This window comes from Candidatus Poriferisodalis sp., from assembly GCF_965219595.1.
Lineage (GTDB): Bacteria > Actinomycetota > Acidimicrobiia > Acidimicrobiales > Poriferisodalaceae > Poriferisodalis.
Genome location: NZ_OZ244781.1, coordinates 2,770,911 through 2,791,998 on the forward strand (window position 1 = coordinate 2,770,911; position 21,088 = coordinate 2,791,998).

General features: G+C 67.0%; 14 protein-coding genes. 6 read left to right on the forward strand and 8 right to left on the reverse strand.

Annotated features, from left to right (window positions below):
• Positions 1–6: 6 nt before the first annotated feature.
• Entirely contained in the window at positions 7–1,236 is a 1,230-nt protein-coding gene (locus ACOQPE_RS12315; RefSeq protein ID WP_420609198.1) for an ATP-binding protein, read from the forward strand.
• A gap of 86 nt (positions 1,237–1,322) precedes the next feature.
• Positions 1,323–2,150, forward strand: coding sequence for an SDR family NAD(P)-dependent oxidoreductase (locus ACOQPE_RS12320; RefSeq protein ID WP_420609199.1), 828 nt, complete (start codon positions 1,323–1,325; stop codon positions 2,148–2,150).
• Positions 2,151–2,251: 101 nt separating this feature from the next.
• Here the strand turns inward: ACOQPE_RS12320 and ACOQPE_RS12325 are convergent, their stop codons facing one another.
• The 3 genes from ACOQPE_RS12325 to ACOQPE_RS12335 all read right to left on the reverse strand — a co-directional run bounded on the left by ACOQPE_RS12325 (position 2,252) and on the right by ACOQPE_RS12335 (position 7,646).
• Complete coding sequence (locus ACOQPE_RS12325; protein WP_420609200.1) at positions 2,252–3,505, reverse strand: glycine betaine ABC transporter substrate-binding protein; 1,254 nt, start codon at positions 3,503–3,505, stop codon at positions 2,252–2,254.
• Between the two features lie 245 nt (positions 3,506–3,750).
• Positions 3,751–6,393, reverse strand: coding sequence for an ABC transporter permease (locus tag ACOQPE_RS12330; protein ID WP_420609201.1), 2,643 nt, complete (start codon positions 6,391–6,393; stop codon positions 3,751–3,753).
• On the reverse strand, positions 6,390–7,646 hold the full coding sequence (locus ACOQPE_RS12335) for a quaternary amine ABC transporter ATP-binding protein (RefSeq protein ID WP_420609202.1): 1,257 nt from the start codon (positions 7,644–7,646) through the stop codon (positions 6,390–6,392). Before ACOQPE_RS12335 ends, ACOQPE_RS12330 begins: the two co-directional genes overlap by 4 nt.
• A 186-nt stretch (positions 7,647–7,832) precedes the next feature.
• On the opposite strand from ACOQPE_RS12335, the gene ACOQPE_RS12340 reads away from it, so the two are divergent.
• Together ACOQPE_RS12340 and ACOQPE_RS12345 are read left to right on the forward strand one after the other, a co-directional pair.
• Positions 7,833–9,137 carry a 4Fe-4S dicluster domain-containing protein gene (locus ACOQPE_RS12340; protein ID WP_420609203.1) on the forward strand — a complete coding sequence of 435 codons (1,305 nt, stop codon included), beginning with the start codon at positions 7,833–7,835 and terminating at the stop codon, positions 9,135–9,137.
• Positions 9,134–12,010: a molybdopterin-dependent oxidoreductase gene (locus ACOQPE_RS12345; RefSeq protein WP_420609204.1), complete on the forward strand. Its 2,877-nt coding sequence runs from the start codon at positions 9,134–9,136 to the stop codon at positions 12,008–12,010. Before ACOQPE_RS12340 ends, ACOQPE_RS12345 begins: the two co-directional genes overlap by 4 nt.
• An 8-nt stretch (positions 12,011–12,018) precedes the next feature.
• On the opposite strand, the gene ACOQPE_RS12350 is transcribed toward ACOQPE_RS12345, so the two are convergent.
• Complete coding sequence (locus ACOQPE_RS12350; protein WP_420609205.1) at positions 12,019–12,771, reverse strand: hypothetical protein; 753 nt, start codon at positions 12,769–12,771, stop codon at positions 12,019–12,021.
• 32 nt (positions 12,772–12,803) lie between these two features.
• Between ACOQPE_RS12350 and ACOQPE_RS12355 the strand changes: the two genes are divergently transcribed.
• Complete coding sequence (locus ACOQPE_RS12355; protein WP_420609206.1) at positions 12,804–13,703, forward strand: alpha/beta fold hydrolase; 900 nt, start codon at positions 12,804–12,806, stop codon at positions 13,701–13,703.
• Here the strand turns inward: ACOQPE_RS12355 and ACOQPE_RS12360 are convergent.
• The 3 genes from ACOQPE_RS12360 to ACOQPE_RS12370 are packed head-to-tail and all read right to left on the reverse strand — an operon-like array spanning position 13,658 to position 17,694.
• Positions 13,658–14,512: an alpha/beta fold hydrolase gene (locus ACOQPE_RS12360; RefSeq protein ID WP_420609207.1), complete on the reverse strand. Its 855-nt coding sequence runs from the start codon at positions 14,510–14,512 to the stop codon at positions 13,658–13,660. The genes ACOQPE_RS12355 and ACOQPE_RS12360 overlap by 46 nt on opposite strands.
• 5 nt (positions 14,513–14,517) lie before the next feature.
• Positions 14,518–15,933: a benzoyl-CoA 2,3-epoxidase subunit BoxB gene (boxB, locus tag ACOQPE_RS12365; RefSeq protein ID WP_420609208.1), complete on the reverse strand. Its 1,416-nt coding sequence runs from the start codon at positions 15,931–15,933 to the stop codon at positions 14,518–14,520.
• 33 nt (positions 15,934–15,966) lie between these two features.
• Positions 15,967–17,694: an enoyl-CoA hydratase-related protein gene (locus tag ACOQPE_RS12370; RefSeq protein WP_420609209.1), complete on the reverse strand. Its 1,728-nt coding sequence runs from the start codon at positions 17,692–17,694 to the stop codon at positions 15,967–15,969.
• A gap of 174 nt (positions 17,695–17,868) precedes the next feature.
• Here ACOQPE_RS12370 and ACOQPE_RS12375 point away from each other — a divergent pair, with 174 nt between their 5' ends.
• Positions 17,869–19,365 carry a benzoate-CoA ligase family protein gene (locus tag ACOQPE_RS12375; protein ID WP_420609210.1) on the forward strand — a complete coding sequence of 499 codons (1,497 nt, stop codon included), beginning with the start codon at positions 17,869–17,871 and terminating at the stop codon, positions 19,363–19,365.
• A 104-nt stretch (positions 19,366–19,469) separates the two neighbouring features.
• On the opposite strand, the gene ACOQPE_RS12380 is transcribed toward ACOQPE_RS12375, so the two are convergent.
• Entirely contained in the window at positions 19,470–21,026 is a 1,557-nt protein-coding gene (locus ACOQPE_RS12380) for an alpha/beta hydrolase (protein ID WP_420609211.1), read from the reverse strand.
• Positions 21,027–21,088 lie beyond the last annotated feature (62 nt).

Genomic DNA, 21,088 nt, shown 5'->3' on the forward strand with positions numbered 1-21,088 from the left:
GGCGTGATGGAGTACTACGTGACGCGATTGGTCGATCCTCTCATCGCTCAGCTGCTCTCGGAGTTGCCCGCAGTTCTGGTGTTGGGGGCGCGCTCGACAGGCAAGACGACGACGGCATTGCGACATGCGGCATCCGTCGTCCGCCTCGACCACGATCCTCAGGCAGCAGCGTTCCGCGCCGACCCTGATGTCGCACTGCGCGGATTGGCCGAACCGGTGCTGCTCGACGAATGGCAGTCGGTTCCCGGTGTGCTCAGCGCGGTCAAACGTGCAGTCGATGCCGATTCGTCGCCGAGACGTTTCATCGTGACCGGTTCGGCAAGGTCGAGTCTCGACACGGGCACGTGGCCGGGCACCGGTCGCTTGGTCAGTGTGGACATGCATCCGCTCACGGTGAGCGAGCAGGTCGGATCGGCGTCTCGTCCCCTGATCGAGCGGATCTGTGACGGTGAGGAGTTGCTGCCTGCCAGTGACAGCCCTGACCTGCGGGGCTATCTCGACCTGGCGTTGCAGGGGGGCTTCCCCGAGGCGGCACTAGTGGACTCGGAGATCACTCGGCGCCGCTGGTTGCGCAGCTACCTACGGCATGTCGCGGAGCGAGATGCACCTGCTGCGGATCCTGGCCGAGATCCAGTACGGCTGGCCCGATACCTTGAGGCGTACGCATTGAACTCAGCTGGTCTGGCGCGTGACAACACGCTGCACGGAGCTGCTGGCATCAGCCGTGACACTGGTATCGCCTACCGGCGGCTCCTCTCCGACCTGCGAGTCATCGCAGAAATTCCGGCGTGGAGTTCCAACCGCTTGTCTCGATTGGTGAAGTCGCCGAAGCGCTACATGGCGGATTCCTCGCTGCTTGCTGCGGCTGCAGGGGTCACTGCCGTGGGCGTCTTGGCCGAGGGTGATCTGATGGGACGCCTCGTCGAGACATTCGTTGCTGCGCAGCTGCGCGCCGAGGCCGACGTCAGCGATCTCTTTCCGAGGCTTCATCATCTTCGCGACGCCCAGGGGCGGCATGAGGTTGACATCGTGGCTGAGGTCGCAGGAGGACGTCTCATAGCGATCGAGGTCAAGTCCGCATCTTCCGTCTCAATCTCCGATGCGCGGCATCTGATCTGGCTCCGGGAGCAGCTCGGCAGGCGTTTCATTGCCGGCGTCGTGTTGCACACCGGGCCTCGAAGCTTCGCGCTTGACGACAAGATCAGCGCCGTGCCGATCAGCACGCTCTGGGCATGACACGGCCGCGTACCGATGCGGAGGTGCGGGCGCGGTCTCTCCGTCTGCTGTGGGCGTGACAGCCTGTAGGGCAGTACTTTGCGCGCATGACGAACGCAGCCACCACAGACAGTTCCCACGGTCCCAGTGTCCGGCTTGACGGAAAGGTGGCAGTCGTCACCGGCGCCAGCCGCGGCATCGGCGAAGCGAGCGCACGCGCGCTAGATGCCGCGGGCGCGCAGGTGGTGCTGACCGGGCGGACCACGTCTGATCTAGAGAATGTTGCTGCCGAGATGCAGCACGATCCCGTCGTGCTTACGGCCGGCCTTGCGCCCCCAGGTGCCGGAACTGACCTCGCTCGGCGCATCCTGAACGAGGTCGGCGGCGTGGACGTCTTGGTCAACAACGCAGGCATTCCGATGCGCCGGATGCCGGAGCAGCTCAGCGAGGCCGATTTTGACCTGGTGTTCTCGATCAATGTGAGATCGCTCGTGATGCTGAGCGTCGGTTTGGCCCCGTCGATGATCTCCCGTGGCGGCGGGTCGATCATCAACATCAGCTCAGTGGCGGGCGTGCACGGCCCGCTCGGACGTGTGGCGTATGCCGGCACGAAGGGCGCCGTAGATGCGATGACCCGAGCGCTGGCGGCAGATTGGGGTCCAGGCGGCATCCGGGTCAACTCGATAGCACCGGGCCTCATTGCCACGGCCATCTGGGAAGAAGCTCGCAACAACGTGCCGGGCCTCATCGAGGACCTCGCTGGTCAGATTGCGCTCAAGCGCTGGGGTTTCGGCGACGACATCGCCGATGTGGTGCTGTTCTTCGCCTCGGATGCATCTCGCTATGTCACCGGCGAGACGCTGGTGGTAGACGGCGGCATGGCACGAGTATCGGCGTCAGCCGCTCCGCCGACACTGCCAGAACTCGAAGACTGAACGGCATCCCGGGCGCGCAGAGGGCGCCGGACCGTGGTCCGGCACCCTGCGTTGTGCGCCCGAGCCGTCAACCCCGGGGGGTTGCGGCTGCGTTCAGTCGTCTAGGCAGCAGCGCGTGCTGCATCAAGCCAAGCGTCGACGGTGCCGCGATTGTCGGCGATCCATGCGGCTGCGAGATCGCCTGGGTCGGCACCCTCGCCCTGCTCCACGTTGGCCAATGAGACTTCGATCACTGACAGTTTCACGACCTCGAGCAGCTTGGCGGCCGCCGGGTTAGCGGCCAAGAAGTCGTTGTTGGCGGTGACAAGGATGTCGGCTGCAATCCAGCCGATCGGGCACAGGCCCTCAGGATGGTCTGCGGCGGCTGGGCATTGGTCCGGGCCAATGGCTGCGTAGCCGCCGGTGCCGTCCTCACCTCGCTGGGAGTGCTCTTCGCCACCCTCTTCGCCGGCCGGGTTCGAACTGTCGAGAATGCTCTCGACTCCAGCCCAGTACACATTGTCGCCCGGGCGCAGCTGGGTGATGTAGGCCGACGGGGTCCACGTGTAGATCACCATCGGGACACCCTCGCCGGCGGAGTCGACAGCTTGGGCGAACATTGCGTCGTAGCCGGCGATCACCTGCTGAATGTTGTTCCAGCCCGAGAACGCGATCTGATTGGTGATGACGTTGTCGCAGGTCCACGCCTCGGGGCATCCGAAGATGTCCGCCATGCCGTTGTCAGGCACTGGATCGGTAGCGTCGAATGCAGCCAATGCCTCGGGGTTGCGATTGAGTTCGTCGAGGCTGTAGACGCCGTACTCATCCGCGAAGCTCTTGGTGATCAGGAAGCCCTGCAGGCCCCCGGCGATCATTTCCTCGCCGACGATCGACAGGTGGTCGCCGACCAATGAGCCGTCAGGCAGCTCACCCGCGAGCCATGCCAAGTGGCCGGGATACCAGCTGTTGACCCAGAAATCCAGCTGGCCCTCGGCCATTGCCACGTAGGCGCTGTTCGGGCCCAGTTCCAGCTCAGCAGGATCGGTGACGTCGTAGCCGAGCTCCTCCATCAGGTCGCGGTACAGCTCTGCTTGGAAGTAGCCAGTGCTCCAGCTTGCGCGGCCCATGGTCGCGGTGACGCCTTCGCCGGGCGTCATCGACATGGCGTCGTCGTCCATGTGGTCGTCGTCCATGGCGTCGTCGTCCATGTGGTCGTCGTCCTCCATATGGTCGTCGTCCATGGCGTCGTCGCCCGCTGGCGCTGCGGTCTCCTCTGTGGCGGTGGCGTCACCGTCGTCATCATCGCCGCATGCCGCAGCAAACAGCGCGAAGGCCGCCAATAGCAGCAGCAGCCTGATCCATCGTTTCGACTTCATGTTGGTGATCCTCCCTGATCCAACTCGGTATGAGTCACGCGACATCTCGGACATCCGCCGCGCATGTGTGCACCGATCTCTCGTTTCGACGACGGCGCCTCTGTGGTGAGGCTAGCCGGGCAAAAGGAGCAGGCTGCGCCTCATGCGGCGACGGGGCTTCGGGTACCGAGCAGGCACGCCCGCCGCGCAGCGCACCCGCGCTCAAGCTGAAACGCTGCATCTCCATGATCCAGTTGGCTCCCCGCCTACTGGACGGCAGCGGGGATGTCCCCGTAGATCTTTCTTCTCTCGAACTCTGAGAGCGTGCCGCGTGAGGTGGCAAACAGCGTGAATCCGGCAGCGAGCACGAAGACCGCGCCGACACCTGACACGAAGTTCCGATCTGCGACGCGGGCGATCGCCAGGATCCAGGCCAGTGCCAGCAAGGTGATGCCCAGGCCCATGCCCCCTACAAGTGCACTCCACCGGTAGCGCAGACCTTCGTCGATGCCTGCCATGCCGATAGCCGGCGCGACCATGACCAGTCCTGCGAATCCGACGATGAGTGCCCAGACCCCGAGTCCCGCACCCTCCGACTCGAAGCCATCGTGAATGATGTCGCCGGTCCGCTTGGCCTCGGCGATCTTGGCAGCGATATCGGCGGCCTTGACGCCCTCCAGCGCAAGCTGCTGGTTTTCTTCGCGACGCTTCTCCTGTGCAAGTTGAACATCGCCGGCCGCGTCCGCTTCATCGGCAGCAACAGCCGCTGCGCGGGCGGCGTCGGCCGCAGCAGCGCCTTCTTTGGCGATCTGATCGAGCTCGGCTTGGAGTTCCTCATCGATGACCGATTCGGCGCGCGTGTCGAAGCTCCAACCGCTGTACCCGCCCATCACCAACAGCGCGACGGCAAAGAGCGATCCCAGCATGCGTCCGTAGCCCACATTGGCCGGCAGCGGGCGTCGCGCCGACATCGGGGCTCGCCAGAGCCAGAGCGCTGCACCGACTGAGGCAACGATGGCACCTGCCACCGCCGCGTAGACGCCGACGCCCTTGCTGTAGATGAGGAGTGCATCCACGTAGTCGGAAGGTCGGGCTAGCAGGTATCCGACGGCGCCGACAAGAGCGGCCGGTGCGAAGACCGCCGCGCCGTGTGCCGACATCCAGCGCGAGCCTTGGCCGGTACGCCAGAGGGTGTTCACCGACGCAAGCAGCGCCACCAATGCCATCGCTCCGATGAAGATGCCGAACCATGAGCCGCCCGATGCCGAGACACCGTTGAAGCTCTGCGATGTGTACACCAGATCGCCAGCGCACTCCATCTCGGTTCCGGTCTCCGACAGCGGGTCGAGCGACTGGATCTCGACCCATTGCCCCGTGCAGTCCACCTGCCTCAGATCTACATCGCCGCTGCGTGCATAGGCCGACACCAGACCGGCATCGATGTTCCAAGGCAGCAGCAATGCGATCAGCGTCACCAGCGAACCGATCGCGGTTGCGATGACCGCTGCGCGTTCGCGTTTCCCGACGCCTTCGAAGGTCTCGGCCGGCTGGGCGGGCTCAGATTCCTCCACGGCGGTTTCCGAGCCGTCGCTCTGGGGAAGCAGTCGTTCGGGCGTGCGCCGGTTCCTCCAGGCGCCCATGATGCGGCTGAGCAGATTTCCCGAGTCTCCGGCCTCGGGCTGGCTGAGTCGGTCCATGACCACGGCGACCAAGAAGAAGGCGAGACCCCCCGCACCGGCTTGCGCGAGATCCTGATTCGAGATGGCTTGGAAGAGCAGGCGCCCCAAGCCGCCGGCGCCCATGATCGCGGCAATGCCCAGCATCGAGATGGCGAGCAGCAGCGTCTGGTTCAGCCCAGTCATGATGGCGGGCCGGGCCAACGGCAGCTGCACATCGGTGAGCACGCGCCACTCGGGTGCACCGTAGGCCCGGGATGCCTCGACGACGTCTTCGGGTACCTGGCGGATGCCGAGGTTGGTGAGCCTGATGAGGGGCGGCAGAGCGAACGTCATCGTGACCATCGTCGCCGAGACAGAGCCGACGCCGAAGAAGAAGATGAACGGCAGCATGTACACGAACGAATGCACGACTTGCATGGCGTCCAGCACGGGCCGCACGACTTTCCACGCTCCGTCGACGCGTCCGCACAGAATCCCGATCGGTATCCCGATGATGACGCACAGCAGCACTGCTGCACCGATGAAGCCGATCGTCAGGGCTGTTTCTCGCCAGTAGGCCTCGCCGAGCAGCCCGCAGATCAGCAGTCCGACGAAGGCCATGATGCCGACTTGGATATTGCGGATCAGCCAGCCCAAGAAGAACACAGCGAGGCAAACCGTCAGCCACGACATCTGCAGCAGCCAATCGTCGACGATGACCTTGAGCAGCGTTCGGAACGGCCATTCGATCACATCGAGAGTGGCCTTCATGTTGTTGTCGACCCAGAAGACGACCTGTTCAACCCAGTCGCCGACCGGAATCTGCCAATTGTCGAGCACAGTGTTCTGGCGAACCTGCGCGACGACGCCCGATGTGCATTCGACCAACTCGCCCTCGGCGTCGATCAGTGCGTCTCGGCACTCGACGGACTCGCCGTCGACCCGGTACGGATGGGTGCCCGAATCGACGATCTCCTCGGGTCTGACCCTGTACCACCACATGGCCACGAGACCGACAAGGCCGCCCGCGGCGACGCCATAGCGTCGCCCCATGACGCCGCCGAACAAGATGAGCGTGGGCACGAGGAAGATCGCGATCAGGAGCGACCACTCGATGCCGGTCGTCACCCAGTCGACGACGCGGTCGCCGGCTTCGGGTGCGGTGACTGTGTCTACAAAGCGATCGATGAAATGGCCGGAATAGTCTGATTCCTCGCCCTCGGCCTGGGCGAGGAGCATGGCGGCGCTCACATGAATACCTCCCGCTCGAAGCCGTCTATGAGCTGTTCGACGCGGCCCATTTCCTCCATGATGAGGCGGGGATCCAGATTGCCGACCAGCGTGCCGTCATCGTCGACGACGGCAATCGAGAGTCCACGTCCTGCCGCTGCATAGAGCTCGTTCAGCGTGGCCTCTGGACTGCATTTGTCAAAGTCAGAGCGGAGTGCCTTGGCGAGATCGTTGCTGCCCATTCCGCGGGCGCGCAGGCCGTCGGCTGCTGTCAGCAGCGAGACCGGCTTGCCGGCGGCGTCGCAACAGAAACGCCCGGCGACCTCATCGACGCGCTGGAGAGCGTCGCTGAGCGAGATATCGGACGGGATCGGCTTGGGTTCGGACATGACCTCATGGACCTTGATGACCCGGCCTTGATCGACGTCCTGCACAAACTCGGCCACGTAGCCGGTGGCCGGCTCGGTGAGGATTTCCTCGGGTGTGCCGATCTGCACCACAGCGCCGTCTTTCATGATGCAGACCCGGTCGCCGATGCGCAGGGCCTCGTTGAGGTCGTGGGTGATGAACAGGATCGTCTTGTGGACCTCGGACTGGATCTCCATCATCTCGTCCTGCATCTGACGCCGGATGAGCGGGTCGAGCGCGCTGAACGCTTCGTCCATGAGCAAGATGTCGGGGTCGGAAGCAAGTGCTCTGGCGAGGCCGACACGCTGTTGCATGCCGCCGGAGAGCTGGGCAGGCCGATGATCGGCGAATGCAGCGAGCCCGACCAGCGACAGTGCGCGCATGGAGGCTTCGTTGCGCTCGGATCGGTCGACCTTTTGCACCTTGAGTCCGTAACCGACGTTGTCGATCACTTTGCGGTGGGGGAACAGGGCGAAGTGCTGGAAGACCATGCCCATCTTCTCCCGTCGGAACTCCTGCAGGTCGGTTCCGTCGAGCTTCTGCACGTCGACGCCATCCACAAGCACCTCGCCATGGGTGACGTCGTGCAGTTTGTTGACCATGCGGATTGCCGTCGACTTGCCGGAACCCGACAGGCCCATCACCACGAAGATCTCACCGCGGTTGACAGAGAAGTTCACATCGGTGAGCCCGACGACATGGCCCGAGAGCCGTTGCACGTCGTTCTTGGGCACGCCGGAGCGAGCTAATTCGAATGCACGGCCACGCGGCTGCGGCCCGAAGATCTTGTAGACCTCGCTGAGACGGATTATCTCGTCGCCCTCAGCAGCGCCATTGGCTGGGCCGTTGGCTGCGTCGTCGGTCATGAGTCCCCCCTGGTATGTCCCGTAACACGTTAGGCGCGCAGTGGGAGCCGGTCGGTAATCCATGCGCGCCAGTGGCTCGCTGCCGCGATGACCTGTGGGAATCAACCGGCGGGCAGAGCGGATTCGAGTTCCGGGTGCTGTGGTGAAAGAACGGGCGTCGGGTGAGCGTGTGCCAATCTGTTGGCCGTGACGCGCCTTGGGTTCCTGCTGGACAGCGGCGCGTGCATCGGTTGCCACGCGTGCACGGTGGCCTGCAAGAGCGAGCACGATGTGCCGCTCGGCGTCAACCGGACGTGGGTCAACTACGTCGAGACCGGCGAGTTCCCGCAGACGCAGCGGCACTTCGCAGTGATGCGCTGCAACCACTGCGACGACGCACCCTGCATCGCGATCTGCCCGACCGGTGCGCTGTTCCGGGCATCCAACGGCGTGGTGGATTTCGACGACTCCCGCTGCATCGGCTGCAAGGGCTGCATGAACGCGTGCCCGTACGACGCGCTGTACATCTCGCCGACCACCGGCACGGCGCACAAGTGCAACTTCTGCCAGCACAAGCTGGAAGTCGGGCTCGAGCCCTCGTGCGTGTCGGTATGCCCGACACGGGCCATCACCGTGGTCGATCACGACGACCCGGCGGATCCGGTCGCAGATCGCATCCGCACCGAGAACCTGCCGGTGCGGGCGCCCGAGCGCCGCACCCTGCCCAAAGTGCACTACGCGGGCACCGTGCCCGAGGCGTTGGATCCGCTGGCGCGCCCGGTGGCTGACGACGGGCTGATCTGGGCCGACTGGACCGGAAGCGCCTCCTGGCCGGCAGCGTCGACAGCGCCGGCGGCACGCACGGCCTACACCGTGTCCCATGACGAGCCGTGGGGAGCCAAGGTGGCCGGCTACATGGTCACCAAAGGGGTGGCGGCCGGGGTGATGCTGTGGGCCGCTGCCGCGGCGCTGCTGGGCTGGGACGACCGTGCCGCCGTCGCCACGGGACCGGCGGTGATCGCCCTGGTGGCGCTGGCAGTGACGGGCGTGCTGCTCATCGCCGATCTGAAACGGCCCGAGCGCTTCTGGTACCTGTTCGCCAAGGGCCGGCTCCGCAGCTGGATCACAGCGGGGGCGTGGGTGATCATGATCGACGCGACGCTGGTGATGCTGTGGGGCATCGCGGGCTTGTGGGGCGGTTCGACCTGGTTCGTGGTACTGATCGGCCCGACGGCCGTGTTCTCGTTGCTGACCGCTGCATACACGGCGTTGCTGCTGCGCCAGTGCCGGGGCCGGGTGCTGTGGGCCGACCGGCCGGCGCTGTTGCTCATCGGCCGGCTGGTGGGTGAAGCCCTGCTGGGGGGCGGTGCCGTGTGGGGGGCCTTTGTGGCCCTCCGAGCGAGCGGCGCAGCGTTTGCCTGGGCTCCGGTCGTTGCTGCCGCAGTCTTGGCATGGCTCTACCGGCACGACCGTGCCTACCTGCGTGCGGCCCAGGCGGTGCCCCTGTCATGAGCGAGCACCGCTCGAGCGAACAGGACTCCCCGCCAAGGCCAGCAGTGCAACTCGGTTCCGCGGCTCCGCACGACCAATGGCATGACTGGTCTGAGCTTGACGCCGCAGCGTGGCCGGAGCGTGTCGAGCGCAACTACACCCTGGTGCCCACCACCTGTTTCAACTGCGAGGCGGCGTGCGGGCTGGTGGCCTATATCGACCGCGACACCGACGAAGTCGTTCGCTTCGAGGGCAACCCCGAGCACCCCGCATCCCGGGGTCGCAACTGCGCCAAGGGCCCCGCCACGATCAACCAGGTGCACGACACCGAGCGCATCCTGTACCCGCTGCGCCGGACGGGTGAGCGCGGCAGCGGCGGATGGGAACGCGTCAGTTGGGACGAAGCGCTGACCGAGATCGCAGCACGCATCCGTACCGCCATCGTCGAAGGCCGCCGCGACGAAGTCATGTACCACGTCGGCCGGCCCGGCGAAGACGGCTACACCGAGCGTGTGCTCACGGCGTGGGGCATCGACGGGCACAACAGCCACACCAACGTCTGCTCCTCCAGCGCCCGGGTCGGCTACGCGACGTGGATGGGCCACGACCGGCCCTCGTCGGACTTCGCCAATGCCGAGGTCATCTTCCTGATCTCAAGCCACCTTGAGGCCGGGCACTACTTCAACCCGCACGCCCAGCGCATCATCGAGGCCCAGCAGCGGGGAGCGACGGTGATCTGCGTCGATCCGAGGCTGTCGAACACAGGGGCCAAGGCCGATCACTGGCTGCCTGCATGGCCCGGCACCGAACCGGTCCTGCTGCTGAGCCTGGCCCGCCTGTTGCTCGAGGCAGGCACGTGGGACCGAGCATTCGTGCACCGCTGGACGAACTGGCAGACCTACCTGGCCGAGACCCGGCCCGATCTGCCGCCGACATTCGAGTCGGTCGAGGTGGCGCTGCGTGACGCCTACGCGGAGTACACGCCTGAGCGGGCCGCAGAGCTGTGCGGGGTAGATGCGGACAATCTGCGTGAGATCGCGCATGCGATCGGTGGGGCGTTGGGCCGCTTCGCCTCTCACAACTGGCGCGCCGCTGGCGCGGGCAACCTGGGCGGCTGGCAGACCGCACGGTGCCTGTTCCTGCTCAACGTGCTTACCGGATCGGTCGGCACGGTGGGGGGCACCACTGGAGCGGGCTGGCACAAGATGAAGCCGGCGCCGCCGCTGCGGCCGCCGCCGGTGGAGCACTGGAACGAGCTGTCGTGGCCGCGCGAGTACCCGCTCAGCCATCACGAGATGTCGATCCTGCTGCCGCACTTCCTGCGCGAGGGCAGGGGCAAGCTCGACACGTACTTCACCCGCGTCTACAACCCGGTGTGGACGAACCCCGATGGGTTCAGCTGGCTGGAGACGCTGAGCGATCCCGAGCGGGTGGGCTGCCATGTTGCGCTCACGCCGACGTGGTCGGAGACGGCGTGGTTCGCCGACTACGTGCTTCCGATGGGCGTGGGCTCGGAGCGTCATGACCTGGCGTCGTTCGAGACGCACGCTGGCCAATGGCTGGGCTTCCGCCAGCCGGTGATGCGACGGTATGCCGAACTGCGGGGAGCCGAGCTCGGCCCCGACAGCCGGACCCACGAATTCAACCCAGGCGAGGTCTGGGAGGAGAACGAGTTCTGGATCGACCTGTCGTGGCGGATCGACCCCGATGGCTCGCTCGGCATCCGCCAGTGGTTCGAGAGCCCGTCCCGCCCCGGCGAGCCCATCAGCATCGACGAGTACTACGAGGCGATCTTCACCGACGAGGTGCCTGGCCTCGCCGACGACGCCGCGGCAGCGGGGCAGACACCGCTCGAGTTCATGCGCGACCGGGGCGCTTACGCAGTGCGGGGCGATCCCTACGGCCACCACGAGCGAGTCGTTCAGCCCGCGCAGCTGGCTGGCACCGTCTTGGGCGACGACGACGTCCACCGGCCGTCGCGCGACACCATCGGCGGCGCCACCACGTCGCTGCCCCCGCTCGGCGACGGCTCCGTGGCAGTGCAGGTGGCAGGGGCGGCCCGTGCCGGGTTCCCGACGCCGTCGCGCAAGCTGGAGCTGTACTCGACGACGCTGGCCGAGTGGGGCTGGCCCGAGCATGCGACACCCGGCTGGATACCCAGCCACGTTCATTGGCAGCATCTGGATCTGGCCGGCAACGAGCGCATCCTGGTGCCGACGTTCCGCATTCCGACGCTCATCCACACCAGATCGGCGAACGCCAAGTGGCTGGCCGAGATCAGCCACCGCCATCCGCTGTGGATTCACCCCTCAGACGCTGAGGCTCTCGGCATCGATGTGGGCGGCCTCGTGCGGATCAGCACCCGCATCGGCCACTTCGTCATCTCGGCCTGGCGCACCGAGGGCATCCGCCCCGGCGTGGTGGCGGCCTCGCACCACATGGGCCGCTGGCGCCTCGACCCCGCCACCCAGCCACAAGCTGGGCCAGCAGGCGAGCGGCCAAGATCCTGGGCCGGCGGTCCTGCGGAGATCCAGCGCGATGGCACCGTGTGGCAGCTCCGACGCACCGGGTCGATGACGCCGTTCGCTTCCGACGACCCCGATTCTGAGCGGGTCTGGTGGAACGACACCGGTGTCCACCAGAATCTCACGTTCTCGGTGCAGCCTGACCCGATCTCCGGCATGCAGTGCTGGCACCAGCGGGTGCGAGTTGGCCCGGCCGAACCCGACGACCGCTACGGCGACGTAGTGGTCGATACCGAGCGTGCCCGGGCCGCATATGAGGAGTGGTTGGCGATGACCCGCCCAGCTCCTGGTCCCGGCGGGCTGCGCCGCCCGACGTGGCTGGCACGCCCGATGAAGCCTCATGCCGAGGCCTACCGCCTCGATTCCTGAGCCGGGCGTCAGCTCGGTTTGTGCGCCTTGCGGGAACCTGCTTCCCAGTCCTCCATCTCGGGTGCTTCCGTGATGGTGCCCAGCACGTTCAGCTGCGGGGCTTCGCGCAGCGAACGCTTCAGCTCGGCAAAGCCCGGGAAGCGCGCGAGTTCGATGACGGCGTTCCACAGCGGCACGGCCTGTTCGTCGGAGGGGACCCGCGAGATCACCGGGCCGAAGAAGGACAGGCCGTCGGGCGGCTCGAAGGTGATGATCGGCGTGCCGACGTCTCGCCCGGTGCGGCTCAGCGCAAGCTCGGTTTCGGCTTCGATCTCGGCGTCCCACGTCTCGTCGTCGACTGCTGCGGCAAAGTCCGTCGGCAGGCCGGCAGTCGCCAACGCCTCTGCGGTGTGCTCCACCGTGCCGATGCGATCCCGCAGCCCTGAGCCCTTGGGCATCTCCCAGTAGTGCTGGCCCATGGCGTCATACAGCGGACCCATCACGTCACGGCCCAATTCGGCGCGCACTTTGGCCGCCGCCCGGAGCATCCGCAGCCCTGCGGTATGGCCCTGCTCGTACCCGGCTGGGAACTCAGTGGCGTAGTCGCGGTGCTTGTTCAGGATGCGCAGCGAGATGAAACGCCAGTCCACCGAGTAGCCCGTCTGGGCAACCACCTTCTCGACCCAGCGCGACGTGATCCAGGCAAAGGGGCACACCGGATCCCAAAAGAACTCAAGATCGGGAGGTGTCTCAGCGCCTTCGGCTCCCTGTGTAGTACTCATGCGCGCATGGCTAGCACACGCGCTGTCCAATCATGAGTGGTCCTGACGGTGGCGCGCCGGCGCCGGAGATGGTCGAAGTGGGCGACGGTGTCGAGCTCGCATTGCATCGACTGGGCGGCGACGGGCCGCCGTCGCTGTTCGTGCATGCCACCGGATTCAACGGCCGAACGTACGGTCCGCTCACCAGCCGCCTTACCGAGCACTTCACCGTCTGGGCACCTGACCTCCGCGCCCATGGCTGGAGTCCACCGCCTGCCGACCGCGACTTCCTCTGGACCACGCTGGCCAATGATCTGCTCGGCATCGTCGACCACTTGGGCATCGCTCACGGCGAGTTGGACTGCGTCGGGCATTCCATCGGCGCGGCGACGCTGCTGCTGGCCGATGCGCAGCGGCCCGGCACCATCCGGCGCATGTACGGCTACGAGCCGGTGGTGTGGCGCATCGAAGACCAATTCGGCCCGGGCGAGAACCCATTGATCGCTCTCACGACGAAGCGTCGGGAGGAATTCGCCTCACGCGGCGAGGCCTTCGAACGCTTCGCATCGCGGCCGCCGTTCAGCGGTGTGCGGGCCGATGCGCTGGCGAGCTACCTCGCCAACGGGTTCGAGGATCTGCCCGACGGCTCGGTGCGGTTGCGCTGCCGCGCCGCAGACGAGGCGGCAACCTATGACGGCGAGTGGGTGTCGACGACCGCTCGCCTCGAGGGCGGCCAGACACCGGTGGTCATCGGCAAGGGACTCGATATGACCTTCGAGGACATCGGGGTGCCTGCGCATGAGGCGTTGGGAAACTCGCGGCTCATCACCTACCACGGGCTGGGGCACTTCGGGCCGTTCGAGGCGCCCGACGTGATCGCGTCCGACGCCTTGGCGACCCTGCTGGGTCAGGAACCGGCAGCCGCGCAGCCGGAGACAAAGTCGGCCAAGTAGCCGGCGATGCGCTCGGGCTGGTCGCGATGGGCGACGTGGCCGCAGTCGGCAAGCAGGTGGCCGGTCGCGTTCGGCGCTGACTGGACGATCGTCGACACCTGCGCTTCGGTGCCGTACTGATCGCCGTCGCCCTGCAGCACCAGGACCGGGCAGTCGATGCGTTCCAGCAGCGGTCGGATGTCCCAGCGGCGAAATCGCGGTGTCAGCCAGACGTTTCGCCAGCGTTCGAAGGCGAGACGGGGGTGGTCGTGGTGGCGGGCGAGTCCCGAGATCACCTGCTCACGCTGGTCGTCGATGGCGCGGATGCCCTCGATGCAGATGTCCTCGATGAAGGAGTGCGGCGCTATCACGGCCACACCCAGCGGCGCCACCAACGCCAAGCCCGCTGCAATCAGCGAGATGGATGCCCCGTCGCTGTGACCGATGAGGATGGGACGGCGGATGCCGAGCTCGTCGAGCACGGCGGGCAGCACCTCGGCGGCTTCGCGTTCCATGAACCCGTCGGTGTAGGTCTTGGGCACCGGGTCTGAACGGCCGTAGCCGCTGCGGTCGTAGGCGATGACCTCGAGCCCGCACCTACGCGCCAGCACCTCGGGCAGGTCCCGCCACTGCGTGATGCTGCCGAGGCCGTCATGCAGCATCACGATCACCGGGCTGTTCCCGCCGCCGCTGCCACGGTCGTCGGGGTCTCCAGGCGAGATGCGACGGTATGCGATGCCGACAGCGTCAACCTGCAGGCGGCCGTCCACGGTGACTGTGCTGCCCGATTCGATCACGCCTGCGCCGATATCGCCTGCCGCAGAGTCCATGGCGGCTACAGGCGCACGTAGTCGTACTCGACCGGCCTCGTGTTGACGCCGCGAGCTGGGGGAGCGATCCAACCGGCCATGCGCCCCGGCTCGTAGACGGGCGACATGAGCGAGGTGATGTAGTCGCGGTCGTCGTCGGTGGGAAGCCAGTCGCCGCACGACGCCTCCCACTCGGCCGTGCTGACCACCCTGCCGTCGGGAGTGATGTCGTGCGGGGCGAACACGCCCACGGCCCGGTTGAAACCCGGGTGCGGCAGCTTTAGCTCGAAGTCAATCCCGGCCTCGGCGATCAGGCGGTTCCAGCGCCGCAGCCCCTTCTCGCAATCGTCGGAGTACGAATCGCGCAATTGCAGGTTCACCACCTGCAGCGAAGGCCGCTCCACGGTTGCCAGCGCACCGTCGACCACCTCGGTGCAGGCGAACGTCGTGGAGGTGAGCACGTGATCGTCATCGTAAGCAGACTCGTCAAATCGCCCCTTGAGGCCAGCGGTGTAGAAGTTGGCGCCGTTCGTCGAAGCCTCCGCGCCGAACAGGTCGAGCGAGACGGCGTAGTGGAAGTTGATGTACTTCTGCAGCGTCGGCAAGTCGACGACGCCGAATGGCCGGACATCGTCGGTGTCGTGTTCGACCATTACCTCGCAGGTGCGCTGGGCAACGCGTCCCATGCCGGTCGCGCCCACGAACATGTGGTGCGCCTCCTCGCGCAGCATGAACTCGCAGGTGCGGCTGAGCGGATCGAACGCCGATTCGGCCAGCGCACCGAGCTGGTACTTGCCGTCACGGTCGGTGAAGTAGGTGAACGCCAGGAACGAGAGCCAGTCGGAGGTCTTCTCGTTGAAAGCGTTCAGGATGCGGGGATTGTCGGGGTCACCCGAGTGCCGCTCCAGCAGCGCCTCGGCCTCCTCACGGCCGTCGCGGCCGAAATGCGCGTGAAGCAGGTACACCATCGCCCACAGGTGGCGGCCCTCCTCGACGTTGATCTGGAACAGGTTGCGCAGGTCGTACAGCGACGGGGCTGTGTGGCCGAGATGTCGTTGCTGCTCCACCGACGCCGGCTCGGTGTCTCCCTGCACCACGATCAGGCGGCGCAGGTCGCTGCGGAACTCGCCCGGCACCTCCTGCCACACCGGCTGGCCCGCAGATTCGCCGAAGCCAATGCGGCGGTCGGGCTTGGGAGCCGACAGGAAGATGCCCCAGCGGTAGTCGGGCATCTTGACGTAGTCGAAATGGGCCCAACCCTCGGCGCTGGTGTCGGTGGCCGTGCGCAGGTAGACGTCGTTTCCCGAGAAACCGGCGGGACCCAGCTCGTCCCACCAGCGGGCGAACTTGGGCTGCCAGCCCTCCAGCGCCCGCTGCAGCCGGCGGTCGTCTGCGAGTCCGACGTTGTTGGGGATGCGCTCGCTGTAATCGATTTTGCTCACGGGCGCTTCCCCTCGTCGCCGCGGAGGCCGAATTTACACACGGTCTGTGGCGTAGTTCGGGCGAGTGCCGGTGCCGTAGCGGGTCAGTGCGCCGTTCGGGCCGGTGGCGTTCGGGCGGATGAAGATCCAGTTCTGCCAGGCCGACAGCCGGCCGAAGATCTTGGTGGCCATCGTCTCGGGGCCGCAGAAGCGGTGGTTGGCCTCCATGGCGGTCAGCGCGTCGGGCGAGAAGGCGGCGCGCTCCTCGATCGCCAGTCTCAGATCGTCGTCCCAATCGAGGTCGTCGGGAGTCGCGGTCGCCAGCCCGGCCTCGGCCGCAGCCTGTGCATCGAGGGCGGAACCGACGGTGTCGCGGGCGGCGGCAATGGCTTCGTCATCTCCCCAGAGTCGAGACTGCAGCCGAGTGAGGCCGTTGGCCATGGGCATCGATCCGAGGCTGATCTCGGTCATGGACAGCGCCGGCAGGTCGGCCTCTGGGCTCGGGGGTCCGCGCAGTGCTCGCACGGCCATGCCCACGGCATCGTCGGGCCGCTCGTCGACGAATTCGCCCTCCAAGATGTAGGTGCGGTCGGCCGCCAGTGCCACCTCGGCGAGCACGCCCGCGAAGCACGAGCCGGGCTCGACCGCGGCGATGAGCGTGCGAGCGGTGAGATCGAGCCGCGACAGGGTGCGACGCCAGAGCAGGGCGGTTTCCCGCTCGGCATGGTTGGCGGGCTCGCACAGCGCCCGGTCGTGGGCGGTGACGCTTGCGTGGCTGCCCTCGGTCAGCAGCACCAGCGTGCCCAGCTCGGGCTCGTTGAAGCGCAGATGGCACAGCAGCGCGTCGAGCTCCCGTGCCGCTCGCAGCGGCCAACGGGGATCGGGGCTCGCGCTGATCAGCACCTCGGCACAGGCCCGATCGCGGTCCGGTGCCATAGCGACGAACTCGCCGATCACGCTGCCGTCCGGGGTGGGCGAGATGCCCAGCGGTTCCAGCTCTACGGGCTCGCCGTCGGCGCCGGTTTGGGCGGCGCGGCTGTCTTCGGCCAGTGCAGCGGCTCTGACGCTGACGGCTTCGTCGAACGACGTACGCGGTGCCAGCTCATCCGCCAGGCCCCACTCCAGCGCCACCTCGCCCCGCAGGCCCTCGGCTCTGGTGGCGAACACGTCGGCCCGATCGCGTCGCACGTGACGCTTGTCGGTCAGCCGGGTCAGCCCGCCCGTTCCCGGCAAAACACCCAGCAGCGGCACCTCGGGCAGCGATACGGCGGTGTTCCGGTCATCCACCAGCAAGATGTGATCGGTCGCCAGCGCCAGTTCGTACCCGCCTCCCGAGCACGCGCCTCCCACCGCAGCGAGGAATCGCAGCCCGCTGCCGGCCGAGGCATCTTCGAGTTCCAGGCGGGTCTCGTTGGTGAACTTGCACAGGTTCACCTTGTGGGCATGGGTTGCCGCCGCCAGCGCCCGGATATTGGCTCCCGCGCAGAACACCCCCTCGTAGCCGCTGCCGATCACCACGCAGCCCACCTCGGGGTGCTCGAAGCGGATGCGGCGGACGGCGTCGGCGAACTCCAGCTCGACGCCCATGTCGTAGCTGTTCAGCTTCAGCTCGGCGCCGTCGAAGATGCCACCGTCGGGCTGCACGTGCATCAGCAGCGTGGCGATGGGGCCGTCGACGTGCAGCGTCCAGTGCTTCCACGGACGGAGATCGCCGAAGAAGTCGAGGTACACCCGGGTGTCTGCCGGCCGCGTCTGTGCGGTGCTCACACGATGAGTGTGCATCGTTAGTGTTCGCTTCGACACCCACGTGTTTCAGACATGCGCCGGGTGGAGGAGCTTTGCGTTGCGTCACCAGTTGTTTCCCGCTCTTGTTCGCTGCGCTCACGGGCCGCTCGGGCCACGGCTTCGCCATTCGGCTCAGCCTCCGGCATGCGCCGACCAGACGAGGAGGACAGCGTGAGCGCGAATGCCGTGCACCGATTCGTCATCGAACCGGCAGAGGCAAGTCCTGACGCCACAGCGATCGTCGATGCTGCAAGCGGGCAGCACACGAGCAGGGCCGAGATGGTGGCGGGTGCGAAGGCGGCTGCGGCAGGGCTCGCCGAGCGCGGCGTGCAGCCCGAGCAGCGGGTGATGATGTGCGCGGCCGACACGCCCGCGTTCCTGTGGTGGTTCTGGGGCGCGATGTGGATCGGCGCTGTCCCGGTGCCGGTCTCCACCATGGTCCGCCGGCACGATTACGAGTTCCTGCTGCACGACAGCCGCGCTGTCGGACTGGTGTATTCGCCCCCGTTCGCCCCTGAGGTGTTGCCTGCAGCCGACGGCCAGCCGTTCCTGCGCTGGACGCTCGACGATTCCGACGAGGGACTGCTGGGCGACCCCAGTGCGGCTCCGGAGCCCTTCGCTGCCGTCGACGATGACGTCGCGTTCTGGCTCTACACCTCGGGCACCACCGGGCAGCCCAAGGGCGCCATGCACCGCCACATCGACATGTCGGTCTGCACCGACAGCTACGCCCGTGGCGTCCTTGATATGGGGCCCGACGACGTCGTCTATTCGGTGCCCAAGCTGTTCTTCGCCTACGGGCTGGGCAACTCTGGCTATTTCTCGTCAGGCACCGGTGCGACAGCCGTGCTGAACGCCGACCGGCCCGAGCCGGCGGCGGTCGCCGAGCACGTTCGCACCCACCGGCCCACGCTGTTCTTCAGCGTGCCCACGAACTACGCGCAGCTGCTGGCCGCAGATCTTCCCGACGACACGTTCTCGTCGGTGCGGCAAGGCATCTCGGGCGGCGAGCCGCTGCCTCCGGAGATTCACCGGCGCTTCGCCGAGCGATTCGGAGTGGAGATTCTCGACGGCATCGGCACCACCGAGCTGGCCCACATCGCCATCTCCAACCGGCCGGGCGCGTCGGTGCCCGGCACGACGGGCACGCCGCTGGATGGCTATGAGGTGTCGCTGCGCGATGAGCACGGCAACGAGGTGGCCGATGGCGATCCGGGCGCGCTGCACGTAGCGGGCGGCTCGGTGATGACCGGCTACTGGAATCGCACGGAGCGCACCCGCGCGGCGCTGCAAGGACGCTTCCTGGCCACCGGCGACACCTACATGCGCAACCCCGACGGCACCTATACCTACATGGGGCGTTCCGACGACATGCTGAAGGTGGGAGGCATCTGGGTGTCGCCGATCGAGGTCGAAGGCTGCATTCTGGAGCTGGATGATGTGGTGCTCGCTGCTGTGGTCGGCGGCGTTGATGACGCCGGGCTGACCAAGCCGCACGCGTTCGTGGTTCCCACCGAGGGCGCGGATCGCGACACGCTGCCCGAGCGCGTGCAAGCCCACGTGCGGGAGCGGCTTGCGGCGTACAAGTACCCGCGGTGGGTGGATCTGGTGGAGGAGCTGCCGCTGACCGCCACCGGCAAGGTCAAGCGCTACCTGCTCCGCGACTAGCTAGGTGCGCCCGCTGCGAAGGCGGCAGGACCCTCTGCGACCAGCGATCCAGCAGGTCGCAACGTCGCAGAGTCCCCTGCCGCCTCCGCGGCTAGGGCATCCGTTCAGCCCCAAGCGCGTGTGACAGCGCGGGGGAGTTCTTCGATCCACTGGATGAGGTCGTGGCCGCAGACACGCTCGGTCCAGTCGTGCGGCGATTTGGCGAAGTGCAGCCACGCCGCCCACGCCTCGGTGGCCTGATGGAAGCCGCCCTCGAGCGTGCCAGCACAGAGATGCACGAACGGCGCCTCGGCGGCATTCCAGTTCATCTGCTCGTTCGGCGGCATGCCGGTGGAGTACGCCATGGCGTGCCCGTACTTGTCGCGGTGCATGTGTCCGACCGCCAAGGCGTGGCCGCCGCCGTCGGATGCGCCGAACACGCCCCGCTGGCTGCGGTCGTCGGAGACACCGAATGACTGCTCAGCCCAGGCCGACAGCTCTTCCACGAAGAAACGCTGGTGACGGTCGAAGCGATCGTTGTCGAAGCCCGGCAGGTATTCCATGGCCCGCTCGTTCCCGTAGCCGCCCATCGGCGCGGAGTGGGCTGCGACCAGCACGAAGCGGGGAACCGTCTCATTGGTGATGCCAGCGTCGAGTCGCCGGATGTAAGGGCCGATCATGCCGCCGTCGGTGGCATACAGCACCGGCAATCGCTCGGCGGGGGAGTGGTTGGGCGGCAGGTACACGGTGATCGTGCGCTTGGTGCGCAGCGAGGTGCTGTCGAGCGTGTGCGCCTGGGTAACACCGCGCAGCTCGTCGTCGGGGTGAGACGGGAGCTCGGCAGGCGCATCCGGGCCCCGGAAACGGTGCGGGACCGGGCCTCGCTGGCCGCCCAGCAGGCCTCCGCCGGCGTCGAGCGGCCAGAAGCCGTAGCCGATGACGGCCTCGCTGAGCCGCTCGATGCGCACGCTGAGCGCCCACAGATCGCCGTCGCCGACGCCAGCGTTGCTGCTGCCATTGCCGTCTCCGGCACCGACTCGCCACATGGGCAATTCGATAACGGGACCGGGCAGCAGGCCGACATCGTCACTGCGGCATGCGAAGGTCAGCTCGTCGCCGTCGGCCCAGCAGCCTTCGGGGTGGGCGGCGAGCTGTGCAGTCAGGAATTCGGGAGAGGGGTCGCGCCACACACGGCACATGCGCTGACCCGGCGGCAGGCCGCCGTCAGCGGCACGTTCGCGGGCGAGCTCCCGGTTGCGCCGGTCGATCTCGGTACGCCGTTGGTCGAGGGTGGGCAGCCCCATCCGCTCTCGGGAGTCGTCGTCGACGCTGCTGTCGACCGGTGCCAGCACCAAGTCGCCCAGGTGGGTCGTGACCACGGTCCCGAATTGCTGGGGCCTGCCGCTCAGCAGGCTCATCTTGTCGGCGCATTCGGCGAAGACGGCGCCGGCGCCCGGCACGCCGTCGCGGTGGGCGCGGGCAGCCAGCTCACCGGCGATGGAGAACATCTGCGGGCCGCCGTGGACGCTCAGCGCCCGGGCAGCTCGAAGGGCATTCGCTCCTTGGGCCTGCTGCAGTTCCGGTGTGCGGGCCAGGAGCTGCACGAGCATGGGCACCTCGGCTGGCTCGGCCATCTCGATGCGGGCCAGCAGGTCGCCCACTTCGTCGCCGCTGCTGTTCATTCCGCGCTCCGAGTTCCGTATCGTGCCTGATCGCGCTGCGAGGCTACTGTCGGCGCCTGAAC